This is a genomic window from Plantactinospora alkalitolerans (assembly GCF_015690345.1).
In the GTDB taxonomy this organism is placed as follows: Bacteria; Actinomycetota; Actinomycetes; order Mycobacteriales; family Micromonosporaceae; genus Plantactinospora; species Plantactinospora alkalitolerans.
In genome coordinates this window covers 1-12,235 of sequence record NZ_JADPUN010000098.1, presented here as the reverse complement: position 1 = coordinate 12,235, position 12,235 = coordinate 1, and the positions used below count along the sequence as shown (strand labels likewise).

Sequence of the window (12,235 nt, the reverse complement as noted above, 5' to 3'; positions counted from 1 at the left end):
TGACCGGGCCAGCCGCTCCTGGCAGATTCTCCGTGCCGTCCTGCTGGTGGCCGGTGCGGCGGTCACGCTCTTCCCCTTCTACGCGATGGTGGTGCTGTCGTTCAAGCCGACCGGCCCGGTCACCTTCCCCGACAGCCTGCTGCCGTGGCCGTTCTCCGCCGAGGCGTACGACTCGGTGTTCGGGGCCAAGAGCGTGCTGCGCTGGGTCGGGAACACCCTGGTCTACTCGGTGGTCTCCGTGGTCGGAGTGCTGCTGCTGTCGTCGCTGGCCGGATACGCGTTCGCCAAGAAACGCTTTCCGGGCAAGGAGACGATGTTCTGGTCGTTCCTGGCGATGCTGATGGTGCCGTACCACGTCACCATGATCCCGACGTTCATCATCATCTCCGAGCTGGGCGGCGTGGACACCTACTGGGGCCTGATCCTGCCGACCCTGGCCAACGCGCAGGCGGTGTTCCTGATGCGCCAGTTCATCGCGTCGCTGCCCGACTCGCTGTTCGAGGCGGCCCGGCTCGACGGCTGCTCGGAATGGCGGGTGTACGTGTCGATCGTGCTGCCGCTGATCAAGCCGATCCTGGCCACCCTCGGGGTCTTCGTGTTCCTGTGGCACTGGAACGACTTCCTCTGGCCGCTCATCGTCGGGCAGAGCACCGACATGCGTACCCTGACCACCGGCATCGCCTCGCTGCAACAGGAGAACGTGCCGCTGAACATGCTCCTCGCCGGCTCGGTCATCGCGTTCGTGCCGATCTTCATGGCGTACCTGGTCGGGCAGCGGTACTTCACCGAGGGGATAGCCACCTCGGGGATCAAGGGGTGAGTCCGGTAGGCGGGTGAACCGGGGGAGTGGCTGAACGTTGCGCCACCGGGAGGCGGTGGGTCGCCGGCTGTCGTCCGCGGCTGCCTCGCGAACGACACCCGGCATACCCCCGCCCGTCCGGGACAGGCGTGCTATTCGGTCCGTAGTGCGGTGGCGGTGCGGGTCCGAGCGGCCCAGCCGGCGGGTAGGAGCGCACCCAGTACGGCGATGAGGAGGCCGCCGAGGCCGAACAGCACCAGTTCGGCGGGGTGGTAGATGTTGATGACCGAGGCGGGCAGGTCGAAGCCGGTGACCCGTCCCATCTCGCCGACGATCACCCTCTGCAGCATCACGCCGACGGGCGCGCCGATCGCGCCACCGATCAGGCCGGTGACGACGACCGAGGCGATGACCATCGCGATGGTCTGCCGTGGGGTCATGCCCAGGGCCTTGTGTACGCCGAGGTCGTGAACGCGTTCACGGGTCTCCAGAACGACCATGTTGAGCACGCCCAGCGCGGCGACGGTGATCAGCATCAGGGTGAGGAGGGTGGTCAGCGTGTTGATGACGAGAAGAAGTTCGCTGGCCTCGTCCTCGGCGATCCTCGCGGTGGCCCCCGCCGACGCCAGGGCGGTGTCCAAGGCTTCGACGTAGGCGACCGGGTCGGTACCGGGTTTGAGGGTGATGTCGTAGGTCATGGCCCGCAACTCCGGTTCGGCGGGCGTGAGCGTCGCGGCGGCGGTCAGGATCTCCATGCCCCTGGACTGGATGTTGAAGACCTCGCCGACGATGCGGACGGTGAGTTGTGTGCCGTTGCTGACCAGCACGATCGTGTCGCCGACCTCGGTCTGGGTGGCGGTCAGGAACGGCTTGGCCACGACGATCTCGTTGGGTTGGCCGAACCAGCTGCCGGCGATCATCTCGTAGCCGTGGGACGAGTTGTCGCCGCTGAGCGCGAGGATGTCGAGGGCGTCGGGAAGTCCGGCGGCGGTCACCTGCGTCTCGGCGATGCCGCTGTATCCGCTGGTTCCGGCCTGTGCGGTGATCGCCTTGGCGACGGCCACGGGATCCGGCGCCTGCGGAGGGCCCGAGGTGCCCCTGGGACCGCCTTCGGGCGGTGGTCCGTTCACGGGTCGGCCCGGTTGGACGACGACGTCGGCATTGTTCTCCGAGGCCTGGACCTTGGTCAGGGAGGTGCCCAGTCCGACGGCGAAGGTCGCGGCGGCGGCGCCGAACGCGATCGCCGCGATGATCGTGGCTGACCTCAGGGTGCGGGCGAACGGGTGGGCCAGGCCCAGGGTCACCGGTCGGGGCAGCGGAAGTCGTGCGGCCAGCCGGGCCGCCCACTGGCCACGGCCGGGGCTCGGGGTGCGGCCGACCGCGAGCACGTCGACGGTGCGGAGCCTGCCGGCCCGGGACGCCGCCGCCCACGCGGTCAGTGCGACCAGAAGCAGCGCCCCGGCGAGCACCGCGATGTTGACCGACGGGGCGACGCCGGAGTCTGCCGTGCCGTAGACCTCGTTGGTCTGCGCCAGGATCGGGAGGATCAGGACGTTGCCGAGGACGACCCCGAGGGCGGCGCCGGTCGCGGCGGGGATCAGCGCCTGGACCATGTAGGCCCGGACGACCTGGCCGGGGGTGAACCCGAGGGCCTTGAGGATGCCGATCCGGTGTGTGCCGGTGCTGACCGCGCCGGTGATGACGTTGCCGATGATGAGGATCGCCATGAGCACGCCCAGCACGCCGAACGCGATCAGGAACGGCACCAGCAGCACGGTGTTCCCGGCGCTGTTGGTCCTGGTGGTGAGCCAGGACCGCGCGCCGGTCAACGCCCCCGCCGGAACGTCCGCCTCCACCGCGGCGCGGCCGGCGTCGACCTGCGCGGTGGTGGCGCTCTTGGCGAAGCGGTAGAGGATCTGGTAGCCGCCGCCCGGTGCCGGAGCCGTCAGCGCCGTGATCTGTTCGGGGGTCACCCAGCCGCCGGCGGTTTCGCTTACCGACCGGGCCACACCGACCACGGTCAGGGTGGGACTTCCGGCAAGATCGGGCAGCCGCAGCACGTCGCCGACCTTCGGCTGGAGACTTTTCGGAAGTCGGCTGTCGGTGTGCAGCACGATCTCGCCGAGGCCGGCCACCCAACGCCCCTCGTTCGGGGTGACGGCGTCGACCGGTCCACCCGGATCGGCCCGCCCGACCACCGTGATCGATTGCGTAGCTCGATTTCGGGCGGCGGCCGGGGTGATCGACGCGGTCGGGAACGGGCCGGCGGCCGCGGTGACGCCGGTGGCGTGCATCGACGCCGACAGCTGCGCGACCGTGGTCTTGGTCGCATCGAACTGTGCGGTCAGGTGCGCGCCGCGCTGCTGGGCAAAGGCCCGGTCGAACGGTGCCCTGGAAGCCACCATCAGCGATCCGCCCAGCACGGCTGCCGATACCGCGATCATCACGACCAGCCCGATCACGACCGTCTGCACCCGACGACGCCCCACGCCGGAGCGGACCACCCCGCCCAGCGCGCTCATCGGACCGGCTCTGCGGCGGTGTCGGCGGCTACCCGGCCGTCGACGAGCTGGACGGTTCGGGTCGCACACGACCTCGCCAGGGCCAGGTCGTGGGTGACCAGGACGATGGTCTGGCCGTCGGCATGCAGGTCGTTGAGGAGTTGCTGGACCTCCTCGCCGGAGGCGGTGTCCAGCGCACCGGTGGGTTCGTCGGCCAGCAGCAGCGCCGGTCGGTTCATCAGGGCCCTGGCCACCGCGACGCGCTGCCGCTCACCCCCGGACAGCCGGCCCGGGTAGGCGGTGGCATGCCGGCCGATGCCGAGCGCGTCGAGCAGTTCCGCCGCGCGGCGCTGCGCGGCGCCACGAGCCATCCCGGCCAGCTGCGCCGGCAACATGACGTTGTCGGCGACGGTCAGGTCGTCCAGGAGATTGAAGAACTGGAACACCAAGCCGACCTTTGCCCGGCGGTAGCGTGCGGACCTGGCTTCCCCCAACTCGTCGACGCGGACACCATCCACGGTCACCGTGCCGCTGCTCGGTCGGTCCAGTCCGGCGACCAGGTTCAGCAGGGTGGACTTGCCGCTGCCGGACGGCCCGAGAATGGCGACCGCCTCTCCGGCGCTGATCCTCAGGGACACGTCGTCCAGTGCGGGCGGCCCCTCGTCGTACCTGCGGCTCACCGCAGTCAGCTCGATCAACGGCACGGTCATGGTGGATCTCCTTCGCATTCGTGCACACAGCTGGCCGGCCGAAGCTAGAGGCGGTCCGGGAGCGTGCGCGTCGCTCGTCAGAGGCAGATTCGGTACCAGGTAGGGATGAGGCGGGCGGGCGTCATCCCTGCGACGTAGTCGAGCGAGGTAGCCGGGTGGTCGGCTCGGCCGATGTCGCGGCCCGGGGACGTTGGCGAGAATGGCCTGGTGATGAACGTGGCGCTGACCGGTCGGCTGCGGGCCGGGCTCGGGCTGCTGCTGCGTCCGTCCGGCACGCTGCCGCCGCTCTCGTGGCGCGGCCAGATATTCGACGTGGTCGTGGCGCTGAGCCTCGGCCTCGCCGCGATCCTGGAGGGCGGCGACCGCGACGCGGAATATTCGGCGGTCGTCCTGGACCACTCGGACCGGCCCAGACCGGTGACGCCCCGTCCGATCGCCGAGCCGTTCCTGCCGATCGAGGATTACGAGATCGGTTGGACCGTCGTCATGCTCCTCGTGGTGCTGCTGCCGCTGGTGTTCCGCCGCCGGTATCCGCTTGCCGTGCTCTGGACCGTCCTCGGCACGGCGCCCCTGGCGAGCGACTACAACGCCGCGCTGAGGGTCTCCTTCTACGCCTGCGTCATCGCCGCCTACACGGCCGCCGTCTACAGCCCCCACCGGCTGCCGGCGCTGGCCAGCCTGCCGATGGCGGCGTACCTCTACACCCAGCTTCGCGAACCGGCGGTGCCCACCGTCCCGGAAAATGCCGTCCCGTTCCTGATCCTGATCCCGGTCGCCGTCGCGGCCAACGGCCTGCGGCGGTGGAAACGCCGCGCCGACGAGGACCGCGCCCGGCTCTCCAGACTGGAACGCGAGCAGGCGGAGGCGCTGCGCCGCGCCGCCGAGCACGAACGCGCCCGGATCGCCCGCGAGCTGCACGATGTGGTGACGCACAACGTCAGCGTCATGGTCATCCAGGCCGGCGCCGCCCGGAAGGTCATGCCGACCAGCCCCGACCAGGCCCGGGACGCGCTCCTCGCCGTCGAGGCCGGTGGTCGGGCGGCGATGGCCGAACTGCGCCACGTGATGGGGCTGCTGACCATGGACAGTGACGGCCCCGACCCGGCCAGCACGACCGGCCTGACGCCGCAGCCTGGCCTCGACCGGCTGGGGGCACTGGTCCAGCGCGTACGCGACACCGGGATGCCGGTCGAGCTGGCCGTCACCGGCCAACCCCGTCCCCTGCTGCCAGGCGTCGAACTGACCGTCTACCGGGTGGTCCAGGAGGCGCTGACGAACGCGGTCAAGCACGCCACCGGTGCGACCGCCACGGTGCTCCTCGACTACCGCGCCGACCAGCTCCGGGTCGAGGTCAGCGACACCGGCGGCGGCCCCGGCGTCTCCGTCGCGAACGGCAACGGTCGTGGGCTGATCGGCCTGCGGGAGCGTCTGGCGGTCTACGGCGGTACCCTGCACACCGGGCAACGCCTCACCGAGGGTTACCGGGTAACCGCAGAGATCCCGCTGGAGGCGCCGTGAGCACGCCACTGCGGGTCGTCGTCGCCGACGACCAGGCGCTGGTCCGGACCGGCTTCCGGATGATCCTGACCGCCGACGCCATCGACGTCGTCGCGGAAGCGACGAACGGTACCGAGGCCGTCGACGCGGTCCGGCGTACGCTGCCCGACGTCGTCCTGATGGACGTCCGGATGCCGGAGATGGACGGACTGGAGGCCACCCGGCGCATCCTCACCGGTGCCGGCAACGAACCGCGTGTGATCATCTTGACCACGTTCGACCTCGACCACTACGTCTACGCGGCGCTGTCCGCCGGTGCCAGCGGCTTCCTGCTCAAGGACGTCACCCCCGAACACCTGGTCGCCGCCGTCCGCATGGTCCGCTCCGGCGACGCACTGCTGGCGCCGGCCATCACCCGGCGGCTCGTAGAGAGGTTCGCCAGCCGCAGCGCCGACACCGCCGCGATCCACCGCGACCTGTCCGCGTTGACCCCACGCGAACTCGAAGTCCTGCGCCTGCTGGCCCAGGGGCTGAGCAACGCCGAACTCGCCGCCCACCTCCACCTGTCCGAGGCGACCGTCAAGACCCATGTCGCCCGCATCCTCGCCAAGCTGGGACTCCGCGACCGCGTCCAGGCCGTCGTCGTCGCCTACGAGACCGGACTGGTCACCCCGAGCGGGGTGTGAGCCGGCGGCTTTTCACCCCCCGAGCACCTCGTTGACCAGCGGTGGCGTGGCCACAGCCGGCATGAGTAGCCTCTGCGGTCATGCGCATCTCGATCGCCGGGCTGGCCACCAGCCACCCCTACGCCGACGCCCGGACCCTGCGCCGGCACGCCGACCTGGCGGTCTGGGAGCCGGATCCGCAGCGGCTCGCCCGGTTCCTGGACGAGCATCCGGACGCCACCGTGGCGCCCGACCTCGCCGCGCTGCTGGACAGCCGGCCGGACGGGGTGGTGCTGACCGTGCCACCACCGCAGGTGCCCGGAGCGCTCGCCCAGGTGCTCGACCGGGCGCTGCCCTGCTTCGTCAACAAGCCCGCCGCCGCCACGGTCGAACAACTGGACCAGCTCGGCCAGGTCGTCTCGGTAGCGCCCGAGCTGGTCCTGTCCACCTCGGTGCTCCGCTTCGCGCCGGACTTCGCCGCGTTCGCCGTACCGCGTGAGGAGGTGCTGGCGGTGCGCGCGACGGTGCGGCACGACGTCGGTCTCTGGGCCACCGGTTACAACCCGTGGCAGGACGATCCGGCCATCGGCGGCGGAACGCTGGTCATGATGGGCCTGCACGGCGTGGAACTCCTCGTCGCGTTGCTGGGGCCGGCCGTCCGGCTGGTCGGCGCGGCCACCGCGACCCGCAGTTACGACACTCTGCGGTCCGAGGACACCGGTCTGCTGACCCTCCAGTGGTCCGACGGCGTGCCGGGCACCGTCGAGGTGCTCGGGGTCAGCGAGGGCGAGGCGTACGAGGTCATCGTCCACACGTCCACCGGGGAGCGGCGCGTCGCGTTGTGTGGCGGAGAGGACGAACTCGGCTACCGGGCCACCATCGAGGCGTTCCTCGCCATGGTGGACGGGGCGGCGAGCCCGGTCCCGTGGGCGCAGACGCGGGCGGTACTGGGCGTACTGGCCTCGGCGCGCGCCCGCCACTGACCCACCGGCCCCGGCCCCACCGGACGCCCGACGGCGGCCCGGACCTTGACGACCTCTCCCGCCCACGGTTACGGTCAGGGCCGTTAATCGGAAGGGGTTGCATCGGATGCGATCGTTGGCGGAGCTCGAGGAGCGGCTGTCGCGCCCACGCGACGTGCTCGTGGACGATCTGCGCAAACTCGACGGCGACCTCCTGGTCCTCGGTGCCGGCGGCAAGCTCGGGCCGAGCCTGGTCCGGTTGGCGCTGCGCGGTGTCGCGGCCGCCGGCACCGGCGCCCGGGTCATCGCCGTCTCCCGGTTCTCCGAGCCGGGACTGGCCGACGCGCTGCGCGGCGAGGGCGCCGACGTGGTCGAGGCCGACATCGCCGACGACGCCGCGCTGGCCGCACTGCCGCAGGCCGCGAACGTCGTGTTCCTGGTCGGAGCCAAGTTCGGCACCTCGGGCCGGGAGCACGCGACCTGGGCCACGAACACGTACCTGCCCGGCCGGGTGGCACAGCGCTTCGCCGGGGCACGCCTGGTCGCGCTCAGCACCGGGAACGTCTATCCGCTGGTGCCGGTCGCCTCCGGCGGCTGCGTCGAGCAGACCCCCGTCGCACCGGTCGGCGAGTACGCCATGTCCTGCCTCGGCCGGGAGCGCATCTTCACCCACTTCGCGCTGCACGGCGACACCCCGCTGGCCCTGGTCCGGCTCAACTACGCCGTCGAGATGCGCTACGGCGTCCTCGTCGACCTCGCCCGCGCCGTCCTCGCGGGGGAGCCGATCGACCTGACGATGGGACACGCCAACATCGTCTGGCAGGGGTACGCCAACGAGGTCACCCTGCGGGCGTTGCACCACGCCGCCACGCCGCCGTTCGTACTGAACCTGACCGGACCGGAGCTGGTCTCGGTCCGCCAGGTCGCGACCGCGATCGGTGCCCGGCTGGGCCGCGAGCCGGTCCTCACCGGCACCGAGGCACCCACCGCCCTGCTGTCCAACGCCGCCCTCTGCCACCAGCTCTTCGGCTATCCGGACACCTCGCTCGGCGAACTCGTCGACCAGACGGCCGGCTGGGTGGCCGACGGGCTGCCACTTCTCGGCAAACCGACCGGATTCCAGCGCCGCGACGGCAAGTTCTAGGAGAGCCCGTGCTGACTGCCCCGAGCCCTCGGCACACCGCCGCCCTCTCCCGGTTCCGGCGCGGCTGCGTGATCCCCGCACATCCGCTCGCCCTCGACGAGCGGCGGCGTCTGGACGAGCGGAGGCAGCGCGCGCTGACCCGCTACTACCTCGCCGCCGGCGCGGGTGGAATCGCGGTGGGCGTACACACCACCCAGTTCGCGATCCACGAGCCGAAGGTGGGGCTGCTGGCGCCGGTGCTGGAACTGGCGGCGGAAACCGCCGCCGGCACCGACGCCGTCCTCGTGGCGGGCGCCTGCGGACCCACGGCACAGGCGGTCGCCGAGGCCGAGCTCGCCGCCTCGCTGGGTTACCACATGGTGCTGCTGTCGCCGGATCCGAGCCTCGACGAGGACGGCCTCGTCGACCGCGCCCGAGCCGTCGGCGAGGTGCTGCCGGTGGTCGGGTTCTACCTTCAACCGGCGGTGGGTGGCCGGGACCTGTCGCGCGAGTTCTGGACCCGGCTGGCCGGGCTCGACTCGGTGGTGGGGATCAAGGTCGCCCCCTTCGACCGGTACCGCACCCTGGACGTGCTGCACGGGGTCTGCGCCGCCGGCCGCGACGGCGACCTCGCGCTCTACACCGGCAACGACGACCACATCCTGGCCGACCTGGTCGCGCCGCACCGGATCATCTCCGGCGGCCGACCGGTGGAGGTGGAGTTCGTCGGGGGCCTGCTCGGGCAGTGGGCGGTCTGGGCGCGTACCGCAGTGTCGCTGCTGGACGAGGCGCGCCGGGCCCGGGCCGGTGACGACGCGACACTGCGCCGGCTGCTCACCCTCGACGGTCATCTCACCGACGCCAACGCCGCCATCTTCGACGCCGCCAACGGCTACCACGGCTGTATCCCCGGCATCCAGGAGGTGTTGCGCCGGCAGGGCCTGCTCGCCGGGCGCTGGTGCCTGGACCCGGCGGAGGAGTTGTCGCCGGGACAGTCGGCGGAGCTGGACCGGGTGCACCGGGCCTATCCGCACCTGCGCGACGACGACTTCGTGGCCGCGCACCTCGACGAGTGGCTGGCCTAGTGTCCGATGCCGCGCAAGAGGGTTCCGGTACAGCGTCGGGCGGTTCCGCTGCGCCGTCGGGCGGGTCCGTTACGCCGTCGGAGTCCAGTTACAGGGTCGGGCGGTTCCGTTACAGGGTCAGGCGGTAGAGCGTCAGCGGACGTCCGCTGGTGCCCAGGGCGAGATTGCCGGTCCGTTCGGCCAGGCCGGCGAGTTCCAGTCGGTGCAGCATCCGGCGGGCCGTCCGCTGTTGCACGTTGAGCTGGTCGGCCACCTCGCGGGTGGTCAGCGGGGCGGTGCCGACGGCGTGGCGCACCTGGCGCAGTCGCAGCAGGGTCGGTACCGAGAGACCGACCCGCTGCGCGATGACGGCCAGGTTGACGTCCTGCGCCGGCAGCACCGGGGTGGTCGACTCGAGCACGATGTCGGTCTCGCCACGCAGCGACAGCACCGCCGCGGCGGATCCGACCCGGCGGGCCCGGCTGAGCGCCCGGCGGGCGAGGTTCTCCGCCTCCGCGGCGCTGCGGCCCAGCCCGAAGCCGATGTGCACGGTGTCGTGCCGGTCGGTGAGGCGGCGGAGCATCGGCAGCGTGGTGAAGCCGGCGGTCGCGTCGTGCAGCGGCCCACGGGTCGTCACGATCAGGTGGGTTCCCCTGGTGAACCGGGCCAGCGTTCCGCCGAGCGCCGCGACCTCCTTGAGCAGCCCCTCGTCGCCGTCCGGCACGTCAGCCAGGCCGAGGGCGATCTGGGCGTCCTCCTGCGCCTGGCTGCTGGCCTGCAACAGCAGTTGCCGCAGCGCGGTCCGCACGGAGTGGTTCGACGGCGCGAGGCGCAGCGCCGGCATCTCGTGGCGCAGCACCTCGAACACCGAACTGAGGCAGGTCACCGCCACCGTCGGCGGGGTGCTGCCCCGGCGCTGGCGGCGGTGGAAGGCGATCAGATCGGCGGAGGTCAGCCCGTTGCGGTACGGCAGCGAACGGATCCGCTCCACGGGCAGACCGGCCTCGGTGAAGGTCGTCGTCACGTCCGCCGTGGCGACCGTGTCGATGGAGATGAGGCCGGGGTCGTGCCCGTCGCGCAACAGGCGTACGGCGGCCTGTAGCAGGGTGGCCCCGGTGTAGTCGACGAACGTCGCCGGCCGGGTCAGCACGTCCGCCTCGCGGGCGAGGGCGTAGGGGACGACTCCGGTGAAGAGCCAGGCCGTCACCTGGCCGCCGTGCGCCTCGACGATCGCCGGTGCCTGCGACTCGTGGTCGTAGTCGAAGCGGCGCGCTTCGACCCCCGGCTGCTCCTCACAGGTAGCGGCGACGTCGTCGACCAGGTCATGCGGTCCGACTATGCCGATCTCGACGGCCACCCTCAGCCTCCAATGCGGGTTGCGTGACGGACATCCAACAGATTACGGTCTGGTCCGGTATCCGCGAAGCCGGGAGGGTGGATGTCGTATCCCAGCATGATCGACTCCAGTGGCCGGACGCTTGGTACGGAGGAGATCGAAGCCGTCACCCGGGTTCTCCAGTCGGGCATGCTCAGCGCGGTGTGGGGCAAGGAGGTCCGCGCCCTCGAACGGGAGATGGCCGACCTGCACGGAGTCTCCCATGCCGTCGCGTGCAGTTCCGGCACCGCAGCGCTGCACCTGGCCGTGGCCGCCGTCGCACCCGACCCGGGCGACGAGATCATCACCTCTCCGATCAGCGATTTCGGCACGGTCGCACCGATCCTCGCGCAGAACGCCGTACCGGTGTTCGCCGACGTCGATCCCGACACCGGCAACCTGGACCCGGCCGCCGTGGCCGCCGCGATCGGCCCACGGACCCGCGCGATCCTGGGGGTCCACCTCTTCGGCGCACCGGCCACCGGTCTGCGCGAGGTCGCCGACGCCGCCGGTGTCCCGCTGATCGAGGACTGTGCGCAGGCGTGGCTCACCCGGTACCCCGACGACCGCCTCGCCGGCACCGTCGGCACCATCGGCTGCTTCAGCCTCCAACAGTGGAAGCACATCACCTGTGGCGACGGCGGTCTGACCATCACCGACGACGCGGCACTGGCCCGCCGGATGCGACTCTTCGCCGACAAGGGCTGGCCCCGTGAGGGCGGTGTACGCCGGCACGAGAGCCTCGGACTCAACTACCGGATGACCGAACTGGCCGGTGCGGTCGCCCGTGCCCAGTTGCGCAAGCTCCCCGGCGTCCTGGCCGACCGGCGCCGCACCGCGCGTCGGCTCTCCGCCGCGCTGGCGGACCTACCCGGCGTACGCGTACCGGCCGATGCCGAGCGGCACGCCTGGTGGCTCTTCCCGGTCGTGCTCGATCCGCCGCTGACCAACCACGAGGTCGCCGCCGCGCTGGCCCGGGCGGGTGTACCGGCGCGGGCCGGATACCTCGACGAACCCCTGCACTGCGCCCCCGCCCTGGTCGACGCGCCGACCTACGGCGGTTCCCGCTATCCGATGAGCGTGCCACCGGCCGACCGTCTTCCCACGCTCGGCTGGGGGACCCGGCCCAACGCGGAACGGCTGATCACGGAGACTCTGCTGGTGATCGACTGGAACGAGCGCTACACCGACACGCACGTCGACCGGATCGCCCGGGCGGTGCGGGCGGCGGTGACCGGGTGAGCGCCGGGCGGTGCGGGCGAGCCGTCGGGTGGAGCAGCGTGGCGAGCGCCGACGCCGAGCGGAACGGGGTGGCGGCGTGAGCGGCCGGTCGGAGCGGGGCGGAGGACGAACATGATCGACCCGAGGGCGGCGGCGCTGCGGGACCGGCTCCGGTGGCGACTCGTCGCGGCGGCGGCCACCCCGGCCACCGGGACCGGCGAGGTGGATCCGGCGGTCGCCGGGGCGTACCTGCGCGGGCTGGTGGCAGACGGGGCGGACGCGCTGGCGGTGCTGGCACATACCGGACGCGGCCCGTAC

The 12,235-nt window shown here is 71.7% G+C and carries 11 protein-coding genes; 8 read left to right on the top strand and 3 right to left on the bottom strand.

The window, feature by feature from the left end; genetic code table 11:
* Positions 1 to 820 (top strand): carbohydrate ABC transporter permease (locus I0C86_RS08105; RefSeq protein ID WP_230393774.1); only part of this gene is annotated, 820 nt, incomplete at its 5' end.
* Between the two features lie 131 nt (positions 821 to 951).
* Here I0C86_RS08105 and I0C86_RS08100 read toward each other — a convergent pair.
* Together I0C86_RS08100 and I0C86_RS08095 are read right to left on the bottom strand one after the other, a co-directional pair.
* The gene (locus I0C86_RS08100) at positions 952 to 3,321 is read right to left on the bottom strand and encodes an ABC transporter permease (RefSeq protein WP_196200591.1); all 2,370 of its coding nucleotides are present in this window, start codon (positions 3,319 to 3,321) and stop codon (positions 952 to 954) included.
* The gene (locus I0C86_RS08095; RefSeq protein ID WP_196200590.1) at positions 3,318 to 4,010 is read right to left on the bottom strand and encodes an ABC transporter ATP-binding protein; all 693 of its coding nucleotides are present in this window, start codon (positions 4,008 to 4,010) and stop codon (positions 3,318 to 3,320) included. Before I0C86_RS08095 ends, I0C86_RS08100 begins: the two co-directional genes overlap by 4 nt.
* 210 nt (positions 4,011 to 4,220) lie before the next feature.
* Between I0C86_RS08095 and I0C86_RS08090 the strand changes: the two genes are divergently transcribed.
* The 5 genes from I0C86_RS08090 to I0C86_RS08070 all read left to right on the top strand — a co-directional run bounded on the left by I0C86_RS08090 (position 4,221) and on the right by I0C86_RS08070 (position 9,342).
* Positions 4,221 to 5,528, top strand: a complete 1,308-nt coding sequence (locus I0C86_RS08090) for a sensor histidine kinase (protein ID WP_230393776.1) — start codon at positions 4,221 to 4,223, stop codon at positions 5,526 to 5,528.
* Positions 5,525 to 6,193, top strand: coding sequence for a response regulator (locus I0C86_RS08085; RefSeq protein WP_196200588.1), 669 nt, complete (start codon positions 5,525 to 5,527; stop codon positions 6,191 to 6,193). The genes I0C86_RS08090 and I0C86_RS08085 overlap by 4 nt, the downstream gene beginning before the upstream one ends.
* An 80-nt stretch (positions 6,194 to 6,273) precedes the next feature.
* Positions 6,274 to 7,155, top strand: a complete 882-nt coding sequence (locus I0C86_RS08080; RefSeq protein ID WP_196200587.1) for a Gfo/Idh/MocA family protein — start codon at positions 6,274 to 6,276, stop codon at positions 7,153 to 7,155.
* Positions 7,156 to 7,270: 115 nt separating this feature from the next.
* Positions 7,271 to 8,278, top strand: a complete 1,008-nt coding sequence (locus I0C86_RS08075; protein ID WP_230393773.1) for an NAD-dependent epimerase/dehydratase family protein — start codon at positions 7,271 to 7,273, stop codon at positions 8,276 to 8,278.
* Between the two features lie 8 nt (positions 8,279 to 8,286).
* The gene (locus I0C86_RS08070; RefSeq protein ID WP_323373527.1) at positions 8,287 to 9,342 is read left to right on the top strand and encodes a dihydrodipicolinate synthase family protein; all 1,056 of its coding nucleotides are present in this window, start codon (positions 8,287 to 8,289) and stop codon (positions 9,340 to 9,342) included.
* A gap of 109 nt (positions 9,343 to 9,451) precedes the next feature.
* Here the strand turns inward: I0C86_RS08070 and I0C86_RS08065 are convergent, their stop codons facing one another.
* The gene (locus tag I0C86_RS08065) at positions 9,452 to 10,678 is read right to left on the bottom strand and encodes a hypothetical protein (RefSeq protein WP_196200585.1); all 1,227 of its coding nucleotides are present in this window, start codon (positions 10,676 to 10,678) and stop codon (positions 9,452 to 9,454) included.
* A gap of 81 nt (positions 10,679 to 10,759) precedes the next feature.
* Between I0C86_RS08065 and I0C86_RS08060 the strand changes: the two genes are divergently transcribed.
* Both I0C86_RS08060 and I0C86_RS08055 read left to right on the top strand, forming a co-directional pair.
* Complete coding sequence (locus tag I0C86_RS08060) at positions 10,760 to 11,938, top strand: DegT/DnrJ/EryC1/StrS family aminotransferase (RefSeq protein WP_196200584.1); 1,179 nt, start codon at positions 10,760 to 10,762, stop codon at positions 11,936 to 11,938.
* A 111-nt stretch (positions 11,939 to 12,049) separates the two neighbouring features.
* A partial coding sequence (locus tag I0C86_RS08055) for a hypothetical protein (RefSeq protein WP_230393772.1) occupies positions 12,050 to 12,235 on the top strand: 186 nt, incomplete at its 3' end.